Source organism: Tatumella sp. JGM94 (assembly GCF_018257595.1).
Classification (GTDB): Bacteria; Pseudomonadota; Gammaproteobacteria; order Enterobacterales; family Enterobacteriaceae; genus Tatumella; species Tatumella punctata.
In genome coordinates this window covers 1-19,453 of sequence record NZ_JAERJN010000019.1, presented here as the reverse complement: position 1 = coordinate 19,453, position 19,453 = coordinate 1, and the positions used below count along the sequence as shown (strand labels likewise).

Below are 19,453 nucleotides of genomic sequence, written 5' to 3'. Positions count from 1 at the left end.
GGGAGGTTTCGCCGGAAACCGCTGTCAGGGGGCCGGAGGCGTATAGCCTTCAATATGTACATCTTTGCCTTCGAACAGGAAGCTGACCATTTCCTGTTCCAGCACTTTACGATCTTCCGGATTCATCATGCTGAGTTTTTTCTCATTAATCAGCATCGTCTGTTTGGTCATCCACTCCTGCCAGGCGGGTTTGGAGATTTGCTGGAAAATACGTTTTCCCAGCTCGCCGGGATATAACTGAAAATCCTGCCCTTCAGCTTCGCGTTGCAGATAAGTACAAAAAATTGTGCGGCTCATTATTCTTCCTCGTTTGGCTTACGCGAGTGTAAAACCAGTTGTTGCGGGTGTTTCAGTTCGTTTAGCAGACGCTCAACCGGGGCGGCCAGTCCGACCTCGGGAGCACGGGTTAAGTTATACCAGAGACTGTTGCTTTCATCCATCAGAGAGCCGAAGCGGGGCTGATTAAGATAGCAGGGCACAATATCCAGATGAAAGTGGCTGAAGGTATGACGAAATGCGGTCATCTGCTGTACGGTGCCTGAAATCCGCTGTTCAGCAAGCCAGTGCTGTAACCCTTCTTCATTATCAAACTGCGGGAAACAGTACAATCCGCCCCAGATCCCCACCGGAGGCCGTTGCTGTAACAGCACATTTTCACCCTTTTGCAGCAATAAAAACCAGGCTGTTTTTACCGGCAGTGTCTTTTTCGGTTTTTTCCCGGGATATTTTTCCCACGAATGATGGGCATGGGCGATACAACCGGACTGTAACGGACACAGCTCACACTTAGGCCGTGAACGGGTACATACCATGGCACCGAGATCCATCATTGCCTGATTAAACTGGCTTACCCCGCAGGCCGGAGTCACCTGTTCACTTAGCTGCCACAGACGTTTCTCCACCTCACTTTTACCGGGCCAGCCGTCTACGGCATAACAGCGCGCCAGTACCCGTTTTACATTGCCATCAAGAATGGGATAATGCTGGCCCAGCGACAAGGACAGGATCGCCCCGGCTGTTGAGCGGCCAACGCCAGGTAAGTCTGCGACATCGTCGAAGTTGTGTGGGAAAATTCCGTGGTGTTTATCGACCACCTGACAGGCCGCTTTATGTAAGTTTCGGGCGCGCGCATAGTATCCCAGCCCTGTCCACAGATGCAGGACTTCATCCAGCGGGGCCGCCGCCAGATCGCTGACCGTCGGGAAACGGGCCATAAAACGCTCAAAATAAGGGATCACCGTGGCAACCTGGGTCTGTTGTAACATGACCTCGGATAACCAGACGTTATAAGGCGTTTTTTGCTGTTGCCAGGGCAGGGTCTTGCGGCCGAATTTCTGGTACCAGTCGAGTGTATATTGCGCAAATTGCGATGATTGCATCATGATCGCGATTAATTTCCACCAAAAGCTAACAAAGGGCAGGAATTCCAGCACAGACCTGCCACACTGTAAACATGAACATTGCAAAGGCTTGCTTCCGGCAGCGAAGTTTGCATAATTCCCGTCTTTGTTAAAATATCAACCTACAGGCATTACTATGATCAATGATGTCATCACGCCGGAATTTGATGAGAACGGTCGCCCGTTACGTCGGATTCGCAGCTTTGTCCGTCGCCAGGGGCGACTGACCAACGGCCAGCAGCATGCGCTGGACCACTACTGGCCGGAGATGGGGGTTGAGTTTACACCACAACCGGTCAGTTTTTCCGAACTGTTTGGCCGTGAAGCCCCGGTGGTTTTAGAAATCGGTTTTGGGATGGGGGCATCGCTGGTCAGTATGGCGCAGCAAAACCCTCATCAGAACTTTTTCGGTATTGAGGTTCATGCACCCGGCGTCGGTGCCTGCCTGGCATCGGCCCATGAGGCCGGCATCAGTAACCTGCGCGTAATGTGCCACGATGCGATGGAAGTTCTGGAAACCATGATTCCGGATAATTCACTGCGGATGGTGCAACTGTTTTTCCCGGACCCGTGGCATAAAGCCCGTCATAATAAACGTCGTATTGTTCAGGTACCCTTTGCTGAGCTGGTATTACGCAAGCTGAAACTGGGCGGTGTATTCCATATGGCGACAGACTGGGAGAACTATGCAGAGCATATGCTGGAAGTGATGCAGAACATTCCCGGCTATCGTAACCAGTCAGCGGCAGGCAATTATGTGCCACGCCCGGAAAGCCGTCCGTTAACTAAGTTTGAACAACGCGGCCAGCGTCTTGGTCACGGAGTTTGGGATTTGATGTTTGAGAGGATTAAATAATGGCAGTACAACGTAGTCGTCGTTTACGCAAAAAAATGCATCTGGCGGAATTCCAGGAACTGGGTTTTTCTGTCAGCTGGACCTTTGCTGCAGGAACTTCAGAGCAGGAACTGGATTCCACGCTTGATGCTTTCGTTAATGAAGTGATCGAACCAAACGGTCTGGCCTATGACGGTAGCGGTTATCTGCAGTGGGAAGGGCTGGTTTGTCTGCAGGAAACCGGTAAATGTACCGAACAGCACCGCGAAACCGTGCGTCAGTGGCTGGAAGCGCGTGGCTTGTCTGATGTAAAAGTGACGGAACTGTTTGACGTCTGGTGGGACTAAGTTGTAGCGGTTAACCGACCGTCTTTAATCAGTCAGTCATCAGTCAGTCAATAGCGCCCGACAGCAAACGATGCTTTGCCGGGACAGAAAGGAGTATACATGTTACGTAAAGCGATCGCTGTCGGGCTGTTACTGGCCGCAGCCCAGGCCAGGGCAGATTATCAATGTCCGGTTACACCGCAGGATGATATTGCCATCACCGGGCAACAGGTCGAAATCACCGGCAGCAATGGACAGATGATAATTACCCCGCGCGGAGAGATCACTTTTAACGGTCAGCCGGTCCGGACTGATAACGCACTGCGTCAGCAGGCGATCTCTTATCAGAACGCATTGCGTAATGACCTGCCGTGGATTGACTCGGGTGCCCGTCAGCGGCTGGAAAACAGCAGAGCTGCGCTGGATAAAGTGATCGTCGAAAAACTGGGGGCTGACAGCCATGTGCGTACGCGGCTGGCGACGCTGGATACTCAGCTGAAAGAGCAGATGAATCGTATTATTGAACAGCGCAGCGACGGGGTAATGTTCCACCATCAGGCCATCGACCAGGTGAGGTCAGAAGGCCAGAAGCTGGTACAGAGTGCGCTGGGCGGAATTCTGCAGGACAGCCTGAATGAACTGGGGAGCGCTAAAACGTCCGGAGATAACCCGCTGCAGGCGCTGATGGGTAACCTCGGCGGGCTTCAGCAGTCGATCCGCAGTGAAGCCGATAAGCAGGAAAAAGATTTCCAGGCCTTCGGTAAACAGGTGTGTGGCAAAGTGGTGGCGCTGGAAAAACAACGCACATCCCTCTGGCAGCAAGTCAGCCACTGATATCCCGCGGTCTGTAAGCAGTATCAGGTTCGCCTGATACTGCTGTTTATTACTATTCCGGGCCGAGAAATAACTCCAGCAGGCTGTTAAGAAACAGCCGGCCTTTCTCTGTCACCTGCCAGTGTCCGGCGGACTCCTGCAAATATCCGGCGGCAATCGCTTTATCCAGTGCCGGACGAATCTGCTGCACGGGCAGTCCTGTAAAACGACTAAATTCCTCCTGCGGGCAGGGTTCAGCTAACCGGAAACGGTTCATAAAGTATTCGAACGGTTTTTCCTGGTCTGCGACCGTATAGCGTTTATCCAGATACTCTCCGCGCATAAAACCACGGGGATGACGGGTTTTAACTGTACGGATAATCTGACCATCCGGCTGAGTCAGTTTTCCGTGAGCACCACAGCCAATGCCCAGATAATCACCAAACCGCCAGTAGTTCAGATTGTGCTGACATTGCATACCGGGGCGTGCATAGGCAGACGTTTCATATTGCTGGTACCCGGCGGCTGTCAGTAACTGATGTCCCTGCTCGAAAATATCCCACAGATCATCATCATCCGGCAAAACCGGAGGCCGGGAGGCAAACAGTGTGTTCGGTTCAATTGTCAGCTGATACCAGGACAAATGGGGCGGCGAGAGCTCAATTGCCTGACGCAGGTCATCCAGCGCTTCTTCCAGGGACTGGTCAGGTAAGCCATGCATCAGGTCGAGATTAAAACTGCGCAGCCCCAGACCGGCAGCCAGCTTTGCCGCACGTCGGGCTTCGTCCGGACCGTGAATCCGTCCCAGGCGCTGCAGTTTACTGCTGCTGAAACTCTGAACCCCGATAGAAATACGGTTAACACCGGCCTGCTGATAACCACTGAAACGATCCGCTTCCACCGTGCCCGGGTTAGCTTCCATGGTAATTTCTGCAGTGGCAGACACCGGCAAGCGCTGGCGAACTCCGTCGAGTAATGCCTGCATCGCTTCACTGCTTAACAGGCTCGGGGTCCCCCCGCCGATAAAGATCGTGGAGACTTCCCTGCCGGATGTCAGCGCAATATCCGTATCCAGATCGGCCAGCAGATGATCCACATATTCCATATGCGGGACATCGCCTTTCAGGGCATGTGAATTAAAATCACAGTAGGGACATTTCTGTACACACCAGGGAATATGAATATACAGACTCAGTGGCGGCAGATTACCCATTACCCAGTGCATCCAGTAACATTTTAAGGGCCTGTCCGCGGTGAGAGATCGCCAGCTTTTCTGCTTTGGTCATCTCTGCCGCAGTTTTCCGGAGCGCCGGCAGATAAAACACCGGGTCATAACCAAATCCGCCTTCACCATGACTTTCACGGGCGATCATTCCCGGCCAGCAGCCATGGAATACCAGCGGGGTCGGGTCATCCCAGTGACGCAGATAGACCAGTACACAATGAAATGCGGCCTGGCGTTTATCGTCCGGGACATCCTGCATCGCATCAAGCAGTTTTTCCAGGTTCTGCTGATCACTGGCATCGCTGCCGGCATAGCGGGCAGACCAGATACCCGGTGCGCCGCCCAGCGCATCGGTCGCCAGCCCGGAGTCATCAGCAATTGCCGGCAGCCCGGTGAGCCGCGAAGCGTGGCGGGCTTTTAACAGAGCATTTTCGATAAAGGTCAGGCCGGTCTCTTCTGCAGACTCCACGCCGAGGTCGGTCTGGGCGACGATCTCCATCCCGAACTCTGCCAGCGGGGCGGCCAGTTCACGCACTTTTCCGGGGTTACCGGTCGCCAGTACAACTTTTTGCATAATCAATTCAATCCTCAGAATTACAGCAGATACCAGAGTCCCGGAAACAGATCCATTCCGAGAAAATTCAGTCCGTAGAGGATCAACACCACGACCATAGCGGAAAAATCGATCCCGCCCATCGCCGGCAGAATACGGCGCACAGGGGACATCAGAGGTTCCGTCAGCTGCACCAGTACATAATCAATCGGGCTGCGGCCCTGGCTGACCCAGCTCATCAGAGAACGGATCAGGATCACCCAGAAAATCAGGTTACCGGCAGCTTTCAGCAGAGATAGCACGCCAATCAGTACATTATCCAGCCCGATAGCGAAGCTGCCTGACTGAACCAGCATCAGCAGCGGGAATTTAATAATAGTCAGCACCAGAGCCAGTAATAAGGAGGCGGTATCGACAGGGCCGATAGCGGGGATCACCCGGCGCAGAGGGCGGATCACTGGCTGAGTCAGTTTAACGATAAACTGTGCCAGCGGATTATAAAAATCACAGCGTGCCCACTGCATCCAGATGCGCAGCAGCAGTACCATGACGTAAAGATCGATAACCGTTTTGACCAGAAAAGTCAGAGTGTACATGAGTGTCCTCAGTTATTGGGGTGAAGATGGCGGGTACTGGCGGGCACCAAAAATGGCGGAGCCGATACGTACCATCGTACTGCCGGCTTCAATGGCAGCATCCATATCATCGCTCATACCCAGCGATAGTGTATCAATACCCGCGTGTTCGCTCTGTAAGACAGCGAAGGCTTCGGCCATACGCAGGCAAACTGCCAGCCGGGACTGATAATCGTCCGAAGGCGCAGGGATGGCCATCAGACCGCGTAATTTCAGACGGGGTAATGCCACAATCTGGCGGGCAAGCTGAGGAATTTCGGCAACGCTGATCCCCGATTTGCTCGCTTCGTCACTGATATTCACCTGGATAAGAACATTCAGCGGGTCAGACTGTGGCGGACGCTGATCATTCAGTCGCTGTGCCAGTTTCTGACGATCCAGGGTATGGCACCAGTCAAAATGTCCGGCAACCAGACGGCTTTTATTAGATTGCAGCGGCCCGATAAAGTGCCATTCCAGACCGTCTAAATCTGTTGTCAGGGCAATTTTATCGACCCCCTCCTGTACATAGTTTTCACCAAAGCAACGCTGCCCCGCCAGCCAGGCCTCACGGATAGCGCTCACAGGTTTGGTTTTACTGACTGCCAGCAGAGTGATCTGCTGTGGATCTCTGCCGCAACCTTCGGCAGCCGCGGTAATACGCTCACGGACTTGCTGTAAATTATGCTGAATGGAAGTCATAACCGGACTATTTTATGGAGTTAGATGAAATTATTGAGCGTAGTGTAAAACATAATGCCTCTGATCTGCACCTCTGCTGTGGACATTTACCCTGGTGGCGTTGTCAGGGGCGTCTGGTATCGCCTCCGGACCTGCCGGTAATCAGTGAAAAACAACTCGCAATATTTTGTCAGCGCTGGCTGAACAGTAGTCAGCAGCAACTGCTGCACAGAGAAGGGCACTGTGATGCCGGGCTGACGTTAGCCAGTGGCCTGCGGCTGCGTGTCTGTGTTTTTCGCCAGCAGAGCGGACTGTCTCTGGCATTACGTCCGTTACGACCGCAAATCCCGTCAATGGAAAGCCTCGGATTACCGCCAGTCAGTTACCGGCTTATCGAAAAACAGGCCGGACTGATTTTAGTGTGCGGGGCGACCGGTTGCGGGAAATCGACCTCGATGGCGGCAATGATTGCAGAAATTAACCGCCGCCGCGGGCTGCATATCATTACCCTCGAAGATCCGGTTGAGTATCTGCATCACAGCACCGGATGCCTGATCCAGCAGCGGCAAGCCGGCGCTGATTTCTCATCATTTCATCAGGGGTTAATCGCCGCCTTAAGGCAGGATCCGGATATTATTATGATCGGTGAATTACGCGACCACCAGACCATCCGCCATGCTCTGATGGCGGCAGAAACCGGCCATCTGGTGTTGTCCACCTTACATACCGTGACAGCAGCGCAGGCACCAGAACGCCTGACAGACAGCTTTCCGGCGGCTGAAAAGAACCAGGTCAGGGCGCAACTTGCCGGGTGTTTATCTGCGGTGATTGCCCAGCGGCTGACAGAAAGCGACACCCGGCCCGGACAGTTACGGGCAGTTTTCGAAGTTTTAATCAACACACCGGCGGTGGCCAGTGTTATCCGTGAAGGGCGAATGCATCAGTTGCCGGGGATCATACAGACCGGTGCGGAAGCCGGTATGCAGAGTTTTCCGCCACCGCAGGGCAGGGGCTTCTCTGATACCGGTGGACTACTCAGCGGGGACAGACAGGCGATAACAGGGGATTGATTAGCTATCGCCGGTCACCGGCTTATCCGTTATGGGAAGGTTTAATCACCACCCGGATACTTTTTTCCTGCCAGCCGGATTTATCAAAAGTTCTGCCATAGATCATCTTCAGTGTTGAAGTGCCGGCTTTGCGGCCAATCAGATAAAATGTCTGCTGACCGGAGCAGCCGGTCATACCGGGCTTGCATTCTGCTGACTGCTGATAATCACCGGGGATCAGCAGCAACCCGGCAGGAAGCTGGCTGACCATCCACTGGTAACCGGTAGTCGGATTAGCATCCAGCGATAAGGTGATCTCTTTTCCGGCAACGCCATCCAGCTGTGCCGGAATCCCGGCGGCTCCGGCTGAAGCGGCAATACAGCTTAATGTGCCACCGATCAGACAGTTAAACAGGTTTTTCATGGGTAAAACTCCATTTTTATGCTGCACAAAAACAATATTGTAGCACTAAATACTGAATATTTTTCTGAATATAAAATAAACCCATAAGGACAGCCGCAATCGGTGACAGGTTTTTAATGATGATCCAGCCAGCTTTCGACAATAATCACGGCAGAGCCGGAATCGACGTTACCTTTCGTCAGTGCGCGGTAGCCTCCTGCTTCAAACAATCCGGCACGGGCTTCCACGGTACTTAATCTTTCGTCCTGTAATTCGACGGCAACGCCGAAACGGCCATGGATACGGTTGGCAAACTTACGGGCCCGGGCGGTCAGTGGTTGTTCGGTGCCGTCCATATTCAGGGGCAGTCCGACCACGACCAGGTCTGGCTGCCACTCTTTCAGCAGTTTTTCCAGCAGGTTCCAGTCAGGCACACCGTCGCGGGCTTTTATGGCCGCCAGAGGCCTGGCGGTACCGGTAAGTTGCTGGCCAACGGCCACCCCGATACTTTTGGTACCGAAGTCAAATCCGAGTAAGGTTTTACCTGACATCAGGCATGCCCCGCATCACTGGTCATCTGAACAATATCCACCCCGATAGGTCTGGCTGCATTACGCCAGCGATCGGCCACCGGTGTCCGGAACAGTAACTGTTCACTGGCAGGCACGGTCAGCCAGGCATTTTCCAGAATTTCATCTTCCAGCTGTTGCTTTTCCCAGCTGCAATAGCCGAGTGCCACTATAATATTTTCGGGTTGCTGATCACTGCCCAAAGACTCAAGTACGTCTTTTGAGGTTGTCAGCACCGTATCTTCGGAAATAGTAATACTGGAGGCAAAACTGTGCTGTGGTGAGTGCAGAATAAAACCACGATCATCGGCCACCGGTCCGCCGTTATACACCGGGTGCTCCAGAGTACCGGCAGCAGCGGGGTGTTCGGGAGTAATATCTAATTTTTCCAGAACGCCCTCAATGGTAAGGTTTTCCATCGGCTTATTGACGATTAATCCCATGGCACCTTCATCATTATGTTCGCAAATATAGATGACAGAACGTTTAAATACCGGGTCCTGTAATGAAGGCATGGCGATCAGAAAATGGTGCTGTAAATTCATACTCACTCTGTCGGTTTATTTTTAAGGTCTATCCGGCAGCCGCAGGCTGCCGGTCAAAGGGATCTCCGCAGTTTAGCGGTCAAGACGCTTTTCGATAGCATCCATCAGCATCCCGGTCACAGAAATCGGGAAAGCTGCTTCTATTTCACGGACACAGGTCGGGCTGGTCACATTAATTTCTGTCAGCCGGTCGCCGATAATGTCCAGTCCGACAAAAATTAATCCTTTTTGTTTCAGTACCGGTGCAACTTTGCGGGCTATTTCCCAGTCGCTTTCACTTAACGGCCGGGCTTCACCACGGCCACCGGCGGCCAGATTACCGCGGGTTTCTCCTGATTTAGGGATCCGCGCCAGGCAGTAGGGTACCGGCTCGCCGTCCACCACCAGAACACGCTTATCACCTTCTTTAATTGCCGGCAGGTAGTTCTGGGCCATACAGTATGTGGTGCTGTTGTGTGTCAGGGATTCACAGATCACCGAAAAGTTAGGGTCATCCTGTTTCACCCGGAAAATAGAGGTGCCACCCATACCGTCCAGGGGTTTCATAATAATATCGCCGTGTTCTTTCCAGAACTCCTGCAATTTTTGCTGGCTGCGGGTGACGAGTGTGTCGGGGGTCAGTCCGGCAAACCAGGCGGTAAACAGTTTTTCATTACAGTCACGCAGGCTTTGCGGTTTATTAACCACCAGCGTACCTTGCTCTTCTGCACGTTCCAGAATATAGGTGGCATAGATAAATTCTGTATCGAAAGGCGGATCTTTACGCATCAGGATCACATCCAGATCGGCCAGCGGTATTTCCTGCTCACTGTCAAACCGGTACCAGTCCTGAGCATTCTGCTCAACGCTTAATACACGGCTGCGTGCGCTGGCAACGCCGCCCCGTAAGTGCAGATCATTCATCTCCATATAATGGATTTCATAACCCCGGCGCTGTGCTTCCAGCAGCATTGCAAAACTGGTGTCTTTCTTAATATTGATGTCCGCAATCGGGTCCATCACTATGCCAAGCTTAATCATTCGTCTCTCCTCGGAAGGCAGTAATGACTACCTTATCATTAACGGATTTTACCGGTTCAGGATATCAGGGGCTTTACCGCAGGTGCCGGGCTGTTTAGCCTAAATCGCCAAATCTGACCTGTAAGGCGGTAAGCACAGTCAGTGCTGCAGTTTCGGTACGCAGTACCCGCGGACCGAGCAGAATATCAGTAAAACCCTGTTCTGAACCCATGGCAATTTCTTCTGCGGTCAGTCCGCCTTCCGGGCCTATCAGCATCCGGATACGGCTGACAGGCAGCGGCAGTGTATTTATGCTCTGGCTGGCCCGCGGATGCAGATTAAGTTTCAGCCCCGCTTCCGGCTCTGTACACCAGTCACGCAGGGACATCACCGGACGTATTTCCGGTACGATATTTCTGCCTGATTGTTCACAGGCAGCAATGGCGATTTTTTGCCATTGCAGACGTTTTTTTTCCAGACGCTCAGTGTCCAGTTTGACGCCACAGCGTTCAGAAAGCAGCGGGGTAATCAGGTTCACACCCAGTTCGATAGATTTCTGGATAGTAAACTCCATTTTTTCTCCGCGTGACATCACCTGTCCGAGGTGTAAAAACAGCGGCGATTCACGGTCATCTGTGACACCTTCGGTCACCTGTACCGTGACACTCTTTTTGTCAGCATGGACAATCGTGGCACTGAAAACCTGATTACTGCCATCAAAGATCTCCAGGGCCTGGCCGCTGGTCATTCTCAGCACACGACCCACATGATTGGCCGCCTCTTCGCTTAAGCGAAATTCACTATTATTTGCTACGGTTTCAGGGTGATAAATGCGGGGTACGCGCATGAAAAATCTGCCAGTTATGGGCTGACGTCTCGCAGTCAGCCATTAAAAATAAATGAATAATCAGTGTCTCTGGCTGTGATGATAACGTCAACTGCCGGATAGACTTTTTTACCGCAGCGCAGACCGCTATTATGCCATATCTGTAGCACGGAACGTGAAACCGCAGGCTTACTGCGGATATTCGCCCCTGAGCAGTTCACCGCCACACCCGGTACAGCGATAACGGGTTTCACCGCGCAGCACACGGTTATGCCGGCGGACTGTCAGCAGATGCTGACGGCACTGGCAGTGGTAAGCAAAGGTCTTTTGCAGCGAGTCGGTACTGAAACGGTGCGTCCGGCGGGCGCTGACCCCCAGCACGGTTTCCATCATCCATTTCCATTCTTTACCGTGAGGCGCTACTTTTCCGAACTGTTTCCAGACCAGCAGATGAGCCAGCTCATGAGGTACCACTTCATCAATAAACGGTTGTTTATTTTCCAGCAGCAATACCGGGTTAAGGCGTATTTCCCACTGCTGTAACCAGGCGCTGCCGGCGGTAGTTCCCCGTTGCTGGTAGAGAATTGTCGGTTCGGCAAAAGTCTGTTTCAGGTGGCTGCCGGCACGCTGTAAATGCAGTCGCAGCGAATGCATAACGGCCTGCTGCAGGGCAATAGGGAGGCGGGGTGTTTTCATAGGTGCAGCATAAAGGCCGCGACAGAAGATTACAATTATTCCGCGGACAGATAAAAAAACAGGCGACGTTACCGTCGCCTGTGATAAGTGATCGAAAAATCAGTTTCTCTCACCAATATTACGTAATTTTTTACCCTGCATCAGGTTACGTTCAATATGTTCCAGAGACACGTTTTTGGTTTCCGGAATCAGCACCAGCGTCAGGATAATAAACAACACATTCAGCGCAGCATAGAGTCCGAAGGTAGCCGCGTTCCCCAGGCTGCCAAGCAGTGTCAGGAAGGTGGCACCGACAATCATATTGGCAATCCAGTTAGTGGCAGTCGAGACGGTGATCCCGAAATCGCGGCCTTTCAGCGGCTGAATTTCCGAACACAATACCCAAATCAGCGGACCGGCACTCATTGCAAAACCGATAATAAACATTAACAGCATCGCAATAGCAAAGTACTGCGCACCCTCTGTGTGTATTCCGGCATGCAGCATTGCGCCGAGAGTCCCCATACCGACGGCCATAACAATAAAGCCAAGGATCAGCGTGGGTTTACGTCCCCAGCGGTCAACCAGACCGATAGCGATAAAGGTTGCCAGCACGTTAATACCACCGACAATAACAGTCCCCCACATTTGCTGACTGGTATTAGTAAAGCCGGCAATTTCAAAAATCTTCGGCGCGTAATACATAATCACGTTCATCCCGGTAAACTGCTGCATAACCTGCAACAGAACACCCAGGTAAACCGCACGGCGGAAGTTGGGGTTAGAGGTGAAGAGTGCCCAGCCGGTCTGTTTAACTTTCAGGCTTTCACGAATTTCGTCCAGTTCGCGTTTCGCCTGCTCGCTGGTATCACGCAGACGATCAAGCACCCGCTGTGCATCTTTAAAATTACCTTTCGCCGCCAGCCAGCGCGGGCTGTTTGGCAGGAAGAAAACGCCCACCAGTAACAGCAGTGCAGGGATAGTGATAACGCCGAGCATCCAGCGCCATGAGCCGCTGTAGCTGAAAGCCGTATCCGACAGATAAGCCCCGACAATACCGATGGTGATCATCAGCTGGTACAGAGAAATCATACTGCCACGGATTTTTTCCGGGGCAATTTCGGACAGATACAGCGGGGCGGTATAAGATGCAATACCCACCGCCAGACCCAGTAATACCCTGGCCGCGATAAGGACTTCCGGATCAGTTGCCAGCGCTGAACAGAGTGAACCGGCAACAAACAAAATGGCACCCGCCATCAGGCTTTTTTTCCGGCCCAGCTGAGACGACATCCAGCCGCTGCCAATGGCACCGATAGCGGCACCAAACATCATTGAACTGACAATCCATTCCTGCTGGTGGGCAGTCACATTAAAATCTTTTGCGATGAAAGGCAGGGCCCCGGCAATCACACCGATATCCAGACCAAACAGTAAACCCGCAAGTGCAGCAAGAAAGCAGACAAACAACGTCATCATTTTGTTTGAGGTTCTGCTTTTGTGAGTGTTGCCAGGCATTTTAGCCTCCGCTGTTAACTATCATTCTTGTTGTAATGTTAAGAAATTCCTTCGGAATTATCAGTGAGCCAGATCACAATGATGTAATCGGTTACATATGATAACCCCCTGAAAGAGATATTTAATTCGAGAATTATCGTTTCAGGGCCTGACAGGAAAGAATATTTTCCTGACAGTCAGAATAAAGATTATAGCTCCGCATTGATAGCGCAAAGCAACCCATTTTTAACGATTGAATTGATTTGTTATACCCTGAAAAGTCTGAGAATTCTTTACTCATTGCTATGTAATCGTTACCACAGGTTCTGGTTCACATTTTTTGTGAAATTTTATTAAGAAAATGCATGGATAAAAGATCAGCAACCGGCAAGGGTATCATTTTACGAAAGGCAACGGGGCAGAGGAAAACAGGGCAGAAGACTCTGCCCTGAAAAGAGTATTACAGACCGGCAGCGTCGCGTAAGGCGGCAGCTTTGTCGGTTTTTTCCCACGGGAAGTGCTCACGGCCAAAGTGACCATAGGCAGCAGTTTCACGGTAGATTGGGTGTAACAGGTCCAGCATCTGAATCAGACCATATGGACGCAGGTCGAAGAACTCACGTACCAGCAGGGTCAGAGTTTCGGTTGGTACTTTTCCGGTACCAAAGGTTTCGACCATGATTGATGTTGGTTCAGCCACACCGATGGCATAAGACACCTGGATTTCACAGCGATCCGCCAGGCCAGCCGCAACGATATTTTTCGCGACATAGCGCGCAGCGTAGGCTGCAGAACGGTCAACTTTTGACGGGTCTTTACCAGAGAATGCACCGCCACCGTGACGAGCCATACCGCCGTAGGTATCGACGATAATTTTACGGCCGGTTAAGCCACAGTCGCCCATTGGTCCGCCGATTACAAAACGGCCGGTCGGGTTAATAAAGTATTTGGTCGAACTGTTCAGCCATTCTTCCGGCAGTACAGGTTTGATGATCGTTTCCATCACCGCTTCCTGCAGTTCTTTCTGGCCAATCTCTTCCGCATGCTGAGTTGACAGCACCACAGCATCGATACCGACGATTTTACCGTCGTCATACTGGAAGGTGACCTGGCTTTTTGCATCAGGGCGCAACCATGGCAGAGAGCCGTCTTTACGGACTTCAGCCTGACGCTGTACCAGACGGTGTGCATAAGTCACCGGGGCTGGCATCAGAACATCGGTTTCGTTGGTTGCATAACCAAACATCAGTCCCTGATCTCCGGCACCCTGCTCCAGAGGATCTTTACGGTCCACACCCTGATTAATATCCGGCGATTGTTTACCGATAGCGCTGAGTACTGCGCAGGAATTCGCGTCGAAGCCCATATCGGAGTGGATATAGCCGATATCACGTACGGTCTGACGGGTAATGTCTTCAATGTCTACCCATGCGCTGGTGGTGACTTCACCGCCAACCAGAACCATGCCGGTTTTTACGTAGGTTTCACAGGCGACGCGTGCTTTCGGATCCTGTTCGAGAATGGCGTCCAGGACTGCATCAGAGATCTGATCAGCAATTTTATCGGGATGCCCTTCTGATACGGACTCAGATGTAAATAGGTGTTTTGCCATTTGTTCCTTACCTTACTCTCTGGTTTCAATTCAATCGGCCTGGCGAACATCAGTCATGCTCACTTTCGCTTCTTCAGACAACGCCGTGAGCGGTACAAGGTGTGCTTTACGGCACAGACTGGAAAGACACTGCCTGGTTATTAATCATTTAGATGGACAACCATCCGGACGTCCATTTTAGGGCAGTCACCGGCCTGAATTCCAGCCTTTTTTATGATTAAGGGATTGCTAAATGTAAATTAGTGGAACACTGTACTGGTTTCAGCCAGTAATTCTTTGCTTTTTCAGGCAATGGGCGTTATAAACAGCCGCTGCTGCCATACAGGACAGCAGGTTGCGGGGCGCGCAGCAGATGCGTGGTCCTGAGATCAGGCCATGGCGGTCTGATTTCCATTCTCTGAACGTTTTCCGTATGCCGGTGGCATAAGCGGAGGTGATGAAACTGATGAACCAGGCTTGCTTATTTTCCGGGGGTTCTTTGCCCTGTGGCGATGCACCCGGCTGCCTCTCTGTTATTCCTGTTGTCTCCTTATATGCTGTCCTGCAAACTTTTCCCCGACGACGTTACCCCGGCTGCGGTAATTTTTCCGACACCTGTGCGGGTTAAATTATCGGCTACCGGTCCGGTATGACTTCGCCGTACCAGCTGCGGGTTGTACCCTCAGACTGTTCCGTCCCCGGTTTTACCCTGAAGCTGCCCCGGTTACCGGTGTACTATGCTATACCTGGTGAATGAAGCAGGCTTTCGGTCAGGAGAAATTTCTCCATGAGAGAAAACAGCTGTTTCACATTTCAATCTACGATAGAGGTTCGCGATGTCTGACGACATGAAGACTATTAAGGGTTCGTCAGCAGGCGAACATGGGGTTCTGCGTTCTATGCAGGAAGTGGCAATCAATGACCAGCAAGCCAGCCGGATGTTGAAAACCTATAACATCGCCTGGTGGGGGAACAACTATTATGACGTCAATGAACTGGGTCATATCAGTGTCTGCCCCGATCCGGATAAACCAGACGTCCGGGTTGACCTGGCAAAACTGGTAAAAGAGCGCGAAGCTCAGGGACAGCGCCTGCCGGCACTGTTTTGCTTTCCGCAAATCCTGCAGCACCGTCTGCGTTCCATCAACGCCGCGTTTAAACGGGCGCGTGAGTCTTTTGGCTATCGCGGAGATTACTTCCTGGTTTATCCGATCAAGGTTAACCAGCATAAACGCGTCATTGAATCACTGATTAACTCCGGCGAACCGCTGGGACTGGAAGCAGGTTCAAAAGCTGAACTGATGGCAGTACTGGCCCATGCCGGACAAACTCGCTCGGTTATTGTCTGTAACGGCTATAAAGACCGTGAGTACATTCGTCTGGCGCTGATTGGCGAAAAGCTGGGACATAAAGTCTACCTGGTGATCGAGAAAATGACCGAGGTACGGCTGGTGCTGGAAGAAGCCGAACGTCTGAACGTCACCCCGCGGCTCGGTATCCGCGCGCGGCTTGCTTCTCAGGGCTCAGGTAAGTGGCAGTCAAGCGGGGGGGAAAAATCGAAATTTGGTCTGTCAGCCACCCAGGTACTGCAACTGGTTGAGATCATGCGTAATGCCGGCCGTCTGGACAGTCTGCAGTTGCTGCATTTCCACCTCGGTTCACAGATGGCGAACATCCGTGATATTTCTACCGGAGTGCGCGAGTCAGCACGTTTTTATGTAGAGCTGGCAAAACTAGGTGTCAATATCAAATGCTTTGATGTCGGCGGCGGTCTGGGTGTTGACTATGAAGGTACCCGCTCCCAGTCTGACTGCTCGGTAAACTATGGCCTGAATGAGTACGCCAATAATGTTATCTGGGCGATTGGCGGGGCCTGTGACGAACACGGTCTGGAACATCCGACGGTGATCACCGAATCCGGACGGGCGGTCACGGCGCACCACACGGTGCTGGTATCGAATATTATCGGGGTAGAGCGTAACGAATTCACCACCCCGCAGGCACCGGCAGAAGATGCACCACGGCCGATTCTCAGTCTCTGGGACACCTGGCAGGAAATGCATGAGCCGGATGTCCGTCGTTCGCTGCGTGAATGGCTGCATGACAGCCAGATGGATCTGTCGGATATCCATACGGGGTATTCTGCGGGCACCTATGATCTGACGCAGCGTGCCTGGGCGGAACAGCTGTATCTCAGCATCTGTCATTATACCCGTCAGCACCTTGACCCGAGTAACCGCGCGCACCGGCCGATTATTGACGAACTGCAGGAGCGGATGGCGGATAAAATCTATGTCAACTTCTCACTGTTCCAGTCCATGCCGGATGCCTGGGGGATCGACCAGTTATTCCCGGTATTGCCTCTGGAAGGGCTGAATAAATCGCCGGAGCGTCGCGCTGTGCTGCTGGATATTACCTGTGACTCTGACGGTACGATTGACCACTATGTGGACGGTGATGGGATTGCCACCACAATGCCGATGCCGGAATATGATGTGGAAAATCCGCCGATGCTGGGCTTCTTTATGGTCGGTGCATACCAGGAAATTCTGGGCAATATGCATAATCTGTTTGGTGATACAGAAGCGGTAAATGTGTATGCCTATGATGATGGTTCGGTGGATGTGGAACTGTCGGATGAGGGCGACACGGTGGCCGACATGCTGGAATATGTGCAGCTTGATCCGCGCGAACTGCTTGAATTATTCCATAAACAGGTCAGTGCCAGCGTGATTGAGGAACAACTGCGGGATCAGTTCCTGTCTGAATTTGAAAGTGGTTTATACGGTTATACCTATCTGGAAGATGAGTGATAACCGCCGGCTGCCGCGACAAAGCATAATGCGCACCAATAATGTTTGCAGTTGCTGCAGCGGGGTACCATAATCTGTTATCCCCCTTGTGCGTCGGGTTTAACGACACACAAGGGTTTTTTTTCGCCATCATCAAGCCGGGTAACAGAATTTCTGCTGCCTGAACCGGTAAACGGGAATATAGAGGAAGAGATATGTACCACACCCTGGGTAATGAATATGACAACTCTCTGGTGTCTAATGCCTTTGGTTTTATGCGGTTTCCGCTTAACTTCCAGCCGTATAACAGTGATGCTGACTGGGTGATCACCGGTGTACCTTTTGATGCGGCCACCTCTGGCCGTCCCGGCAGCCGTTTAGGCCCGGGGGCAATCCGGCAGATATCGACTAACCTCGCATGGGAAGGCTGTCGCTGGCCATGGGATTTCGATTTACGTCAGCGCCTGAATGTCATTGATTGTGGTGACCTGGTGTATGCATTCGGTGATTCTCAGGATATGTCCAGCAAACTGCAGGCTCATGCGGAAAAACTGCTGGCCAGCGGCAAGCGTATGCTGACTTTTGGCGGTGACCACTATATTTCACTGCCCCTGTTACGCGCCCACGCTAAACACTTCGGTAAAATGGCACTGGTGCACTTTGATGCGCATACGGATACTTACTCCAACGGGCCGACTTTTGACCATGGCACCATGTTCTGGCATGCGCCTAATGAAGGGCTGATCGATCCGCAACACTCGGTTCAGATCGGTATCCGTACCGAGTATGACAAACAGCTGGGCTTTAATGTGCTGGATGCGGCGCGGGTCAATGACCAGCCGGTCGATGCGATTGTGGCCGAAATTAAAAAAACGGTCGGTGACCTGCCGGTTTATCTGACCTTTGATATCGACTGTCTTGACCCGGCACATGCCCCGGGCACAGGTACTCCGGTCACCGGTGGCCTGACCTCCGACAAAGCCGGTAAACTGGTACGTGCTCTGCAAGGGCTGAACATCGTCGGTATGGATCTGGTGGAAGTCGCGCCGGGTTATGATCATGCGGATATCACCTCTCTGGCAGCGGCAACCCTGGCACTGGATATGTTACATGTTCAGGCTGCCAGCAAAGCCTGATGTCTTGTATTCGTCTGTATAACAGCGTTAACTTACCGGCTACAGAAAAACGGGGGAGAATAGCATGGGATTACTGGATGAGCTGGTCGGCTCACTGACCGGCGGGCAGCAAAATAATTTGTCTCAGTTGCAGGCAGTCTGGAACTGGGTTCAGGAACAGGGCGGTGTTGAAGTACTGATCAGTAAATTTCAGCAGGGCGGTCTGGGAGAAATTCTCGCCTCCTGGCTGAGTAAAGGTTCAAACCAGCAGCTCACCAGTGGTGACATTCAGTCGGCTTTCAGTAGTCAGGACCTGCAGTCACTGGCTGATAAGCTGGGGACAGATATCAGTGGTGCGTCAGGGACTTTGTCGGAACTGTTACCCCACCTGATTGATCAGATCTCTCCGCAGGGTGAAGTGCACCCTGAAGCTACTGGCAGCAATAGCCAGCTGGATCTGGGCTCACTGGTCGACAGTCTTTTTAAACGTTAATTATTGTCGGCTAAAAAACCGGTTTTCTGTAAAGAGGCCGGTTTTTTTTGTCTGCCGTATCACTGCCGGTGGCGGGAGGTATTCAGCGTCACAGGGATGATACGCAGACATACCCGCGGGCAGCGGATAGCGGCAGAGAATACCGGGACTGAAAACTCAGGCACCGGCAGTGGATATGCCGCCAGTCTTACGCCTGTCGCACAATTCGCATCCCGTGGCATATACTTTTGCCCTGTTTTTCATGTACATTGAAGGACTAACGTTTTTCTGCCTTGCCCGATAATTGTTAAATTTCAATGAAATAGATAATATTATCCAGGGGAAGGTTACTTGCCGATCCGGAGTTAATATATGCCCTCACATAAAGAACTCGCGAATGCGATCCGTGCCCTCAGTATGGACGCTGTGCAAAAAGCCAAATCCGGTCACCCGGGTGCCCCGATGGGCATGGC

The 19,453-nt window shown here is 52.1% G+C and carries 20 protein-coding genes and 1 pseudogene; 7 read left to right on the top strand and 14 right to left on the bottom strand.

The features are described from left to right. Positions 1 to 24: 24 nt before the first annotated feature. On the bottom strand, positions 25 to 297 hold the full coding sequence (locus tag JK216_RS13490; RefSeq protein ID WP_212708942.1) for an oxidative damage protection protein: 273 nt from the start codon (positions 295 to 297) through the stop codon (positions 25 to 27). Then, positions 297 to 1,382, bottom strand: a complete 1,086-nt coding sequence (gene mutY / locus JK216_RS13485; RefSeq protein WP_212710360.1) for an A/G-specific adenine glycosylase — start codon at positions 1,380 to 1,382, stop codon at positions 297 to 299. Before mutY ends, JK216_RS13490 begins: the two co-directional genes overlap by 1 nt. Before the next feature lie 154 nt (positions 1,383 to 1,536). Between mutY and trmB the strand changes: the two genes are divergently transcribed. The 3 genes from trmB to JK216_RS13470 all read left to right on the top strand — a co-directional run bounded on the left by trmB (position 1,537) and on the right by JK216_RS13470 (position 3,395). Next, positions 1,537 to 2,256, top strand: a complete 720-nt coding sequence (gene trmB / locus JK216_RS13480) for a tRNA (guanosine(46)-N7)-methyltransferase TrmB (protein WP_212710361.1) — start codon at positions 1,537 to 1,539, stop codon at positions 2,254 to 2,256. After that, positions 2,256 to 2,582 carry a YggL family protein gene (locus JK216_RS13475; protein WP_212708945.1) on the top strand — a complete coding sequence of 109 codons (327 nt, stop codon included), beginning with the start codon at positions 2,256 to 2,258 and terminating at the stop codon, positions 2,580 to 2,582. Before trmB ends, JK216_RS13475 begins: the two co-directional genes overlap by 1 nt. 99 nt (positions 2,583 to 2,681) lie before the next feature. Next, a complete protein-coding gene (locus JK216_RS13470; RefSeq protein WP_212708946.1) occupies positions 2,682 to 3,395 on the top strand; it encodes a DUF2884 family protein in 714 nt (237 codons plus the stop codon). Positions 3,396 to 3,447: 52 nt separating this feature from the next. Here the strand turns inward: JK216_RS13470 and hemW are convergent, their stop codons facing one another. Genes hemW through JK216_RS13450 form a run of 4 tightly spaced genes read right to left on the bottom strand, consistent with a single transcriptional unit; the run spans position 3,448 to position 6,468 of the window. Further along, positions 3,448 to 4,587, bottom strand: coding sequence for a radical SAM family heme chaperone HemW (hemW, locus tag JK216_RS13465; protein ID WP_212710362.1), 1,140 nt, complete (start codon positions 4,585 to 4,587; stop codon positions 3,448 to 3,450). Continuing rightward, positions 4,580 to 5,173 carry an RdgB/HAM1 family non-canonical purine NTP pyrophosphatase gene (gene rdgB, locus JK216_RS13460; RefSeq protein ID WP_212708948.1) on the bottom strand — a complete coding sequence of 198 codons (594 nt, stop codon included), beginning with the start codon at positions 5,171 to 5,173 and terminating at the stop codon, positions 4,580 to 4,582. The genes hemW and rdgB overlap by 8 nt, the downstream gene beginning before the upstream one ends. 20 nt (positions 5,174 to 5,193) lie before the next feature. Further along, a complete protein-coding gene (locus JK216_RS13455) occupies positions 5,194 to 5,748 on the bottom strand; it encodes a YggT family protein (protein ID WP_212708949.1) in 555 nt (184 codons plus the stop codon). 12 nt (positions 5,749 to 5,760) lie between these two features. Then, positions 5,761 to 6,468 carry a YggS family pyridoxal phosphate-dependent enzyme gene (locus JK216_RS13450; RefSeq protein ID WP_212710363.1) on the bottom strand — a complete coding sequence of 236 codons (708 nt, stop codon included), beginning with the start codon at positions 6,466 to 6,468 and terminating at the stop codon, positions 5,761 to 5,763. 14 nt (positions 6,469 to 6,482) lie between these two features. Here JK216_RS13450 and JK216_RS13445 point away from each other — a divergent pair, with 14 nt between their 5' ends. Then, positions 6,483 to 7,517: a PilT/PilU family type 4a pilus ATPase gene (locus tag JK216_RS13445; RefSeq protein WP_212711969.1), complete on the top strand. Its 1,035-nt coding sequence runs from the start codon at positions 6,483 to 6,485 to the stop codon at positions 7,515 to 7,517. Positions 7,518 to 7,539: 22 nt separating this feature from the next. Here JK216_RS13445 and JK216_RS13440 read toward each other — a convergent pair whose 3' ends face one another. The 8 genes from JK216_RS13440 to metK form a co-directional block, all read right to left on the bottom strand. Next, positions 7,540 to 7,920, bottom strand: a complete 381-nt coding sequence (locus tag JK216_RS13440) for a protease inhibitor I42 family protein (RefSeq protein WP_212708952.1) — start codon at positions 7,918 to 7,920, stop codon at positions 7,540 to 7,542. A 113-nt stretch (positions 7,921 to 8,033) separates the two neighbouring features. Then, on the bottom strand, positions 8,034 to 8,450 hold the full coding sequence (gene ruvX, locus JK216_RS13435; protein ID WP_212711968.1) for a Holliday junction resolvase RuvX: 417 nt from the start codon (positions 8,448 to 8,450) through the stop codon (positions 8,034 to 8,036). Continuing rightward, positions 8,450 to 9,013 (bottom strand): YqgE/AlgH family protein, encoded by a 564-nt coding sequence (locus JK216_RS13430; protein WP_212710365.1) that lies wholly within the window; start codon positions 9,011 to 9,013, stop codon positions 8,450 to 8,452. The genes ruvX and JK216_RS13430 overlap by 1 nt, the downstream gene beginning before the upstream one ends. 72 nt (positions 9,014 to 9,085) lie before the next feature. Then, on the bottom strand, positions 9,086 to 10,033 hold the full coding sequence (gene gshB, locus JK216_RS13425) for a glutathione synthase (protein WP_212708955.1): 948 nt from the start codon (positions 10,031 to 10,033) through the stop codon (positions 9,086 to 9,088). 94 nt (positions 10,034 to 10,127) lie between these two features. Continuing rightward, positions 10,128 to 10,859: a 16S rRNA (uracil(1498)-N(3))-methyltransferase gene (gene rsmE / locus JK216_RS13420; RefSeq protein WP_212711967.1), complete on the bottom strand. Its 732-nt coding sequence runs from the start codon at positions 10,857 to 10,859 to the stop codon at positions 10,128 to 10,130. Between the two features lie 168 nt (positions 10,860 to 11,027). Beyond that, positions 11,028 to 11,534 carry a SprT family zinc-dependent metalloprotease gene (locus JK216_RS13415; protein ID WP_212708957.1) on the bottom strand — a complete coding sequence of 169 codons (507 nt, stop codon included), beginning with the start codon at positions 11,532 to 11,534 and terminating at the stop codon, positions 11,028 to 11,030. Between the two features lie 99 nt (positions 11,535 to 11,633). After that, positions 11,634 to 13,031, bottom strand: coding sequence for a sugar porter family MFS transporter (locus tag JK216_RS13410; RefSeq protein WP_212711966.1), 1,398 nt, complete (start codon positions 13,029 to 13,031; stop codon positions 11,634 to 11,636). A 439-nt stretch (positions 13,032 to 13,470) separates the two neighbouring features. Beyond that, the gene (gene metK / locus JK216_RS13405) at positions 13,471 to 14,622 is read right to left on the bottom strand and encodes a methionine adenosyltransferase (RefSeq protein WP_212708959.1); all 1,152 of its coding nucleotides are present in this window, start codon (positions 14,620 to 14,622) and stop codon (positions 13,471 to 13,473) included. A gap of 815 nt (positions 14,623 to 15,437) precedes the next feature. On the opposite strand from metK, the gene speA reads away from it, so the two are divergent. The 3 genes and pseudogenes from speA to JK216_RS13390 form a co-directional block, all read left to right on the top strand. Beyond that, on the top strand, positions 15,438 to 17,414 hold the full coding sequence (speA, locus tag JK216_RS13400) for a biosynthetic arginine decarboxylase (RefSeq protein WP_212708960.1): 1,977 nt from the start codon (positions 15,438 to 15,440) through the stop codon (positions 17,412 to 17,414). Between the two features lie 194 nt (positions 17,415 to 17,608). After that, positions 17,609 to 18,529 (top strand): agmatinase, encoded by a 921-nt coding sequence (gene speB, locus JK216_RS13395; RefSeq protein ID WP_212710367.1) that lies wholly within the window; start codon positions 17,609 to 17,611, stop codon positions 18,527 to 18,529. A 58-nt stretch (positions 18,530 to 18,587) separates the two neighbouring features. Next, positions 18,588 to 19,001 (top strand): annotated as a pseudogene (locus JK216_RS13390) (YidB family protein); the annotation flags it as partial. Between the last annotated feature and the right edge of the window lie 452 nt (positions 19,002 to 19,453).

Bases quoted from the DNA above. Each gene is read 5' to 3' on its own strand.
- JK216_RS13450 (WP_212710363.1), bottom strand. From the start codon at position 6,468: ATGACTTCCATTCAGCATAATTTACAGCAAGTCCGTGAGCGTATTACC.
- JK216_RS13415 (WP_212708957.1), bottom strand. From the start codon at position 11,534: ATGAAAACACCCCGCCTCCCTATTGCCCTGCAGCAGGCCGTTATGCAT.
- gshB (WP_212708955.1), bottom strand. From the start codon at position 10,033: ATGATTAAGCTTGGCATAGTGATGGACCCGATTGCGGACATCAATATT.
- metK (WP_212708959.1), bottom strand. From the start codon at position 14,622: ATGGCAAAACACCTATTTACATCTGAGTCCGTATCAGAAGGGCATCCC.
- JK216_RS13490 (WP_212708942.1), bottom strand. From the start codon at position 297: ATGAGCCGCACAATTTTTTGTACTTATCTGCAACGCGAAGCTGAAGGG.
- JK216_RS13410 (WP_212711966.1), bottom strand. From the start codon at position 13,031: ATGCCTGGCAACACTCACAAAAGCAGAACCTCAAACAAAATGATGACG.
- JK216_RS13440 (WP_212708952.1), bottom strand. From the start codon at position 7,920: ATGAAAAACCTGTTTAACTGTCTGATCGGTGGCACATTAAGCTGTATT.
- rdgB (WP_212708948.1), bottom strand. From the start codon at position 5,173: ATGCAAAAAGTTGTACTGGCGACCGGTAACCCCGGAAAAGTGCGTGAA.
- speA (WP_212708960.1), top strand. From the start codon at position 15,438: ATGTCTGACGACATGAAGACTATTAAGGGTTCGTCAGCAGGCGAACAT.
- JK216_RS13455 (WP_212708949.1), bottom strand. From the start codon at position 5,748: ATGTACACTCTGACTTTTCTGGTCAAAACGGTTATCGATCTTTACGTC.
- speB (WP_212710367.1), top strand. From the start codon at position 17,609: ATGTACCACACCCTGGGTAATGAATATGACAACTCTCTGGTGTCTAAT.
- mutY (WP_212710360.1), bottom strand. From the start codon at position 1,382: ATGATGCAATCATCGCAATTTGCGCAATATACACTCGACTGGTACCAG.
- JK216_RS13475 (WP_212708945.1), top strand. From the start codon at position 2,256: ATGGCAGTACAACGTAGTCGTCGTTTACGCAAAAAAATGCATCTGGCG.
- trmB (WP_212710361.1), top strand. From the start codon at position 1,537: ATGATCAATGATGTCATCACGCCGGAATTTGATGAGAACGGTCGCCCG.
- JK216_RS13470 (WP_212708946.1), top strand. From the start codon at position 2,682: ATGTTACGTAAAGCGATCGCTGTCGGGCTGTTACTGGCCGCAGCCCAG.
- JK216_RS13430 (WP_212710365.1), bottom strand. From the start codon at position 9,013: ATGAATTTACAGCACCATTTTCTGATCGCCATGCCTTCATTACAGGAC.
- rsmE (WP_212711967.1), bottom strand. From the start codon at position 10,859: ATGCGCGTACCCCGCATTTATCACCCTGAAACCGTAGCAAATAATAGT.
- JK216_RS13445 (WP_212711969.1), top strand. From the start codon at position 6,483: ATGGAGTTAGATGAAATTATTGAGCGTAGTGTAAAACATAATGCCTCT.
- hemW (WP_212710362.1), bottom strand. From the start codon at position 4,587: ATGGGTAATCTGCCGCCACTGAGTCTGTATATTCATATTCCCTGGTGT.
- ruvX (WP_212711968.1), bottom strand. From the start codon at position 8,450: ATGTCAGGTAAAACCTTACTCGGATTTGACTTCGGTACCAAAAGTATC.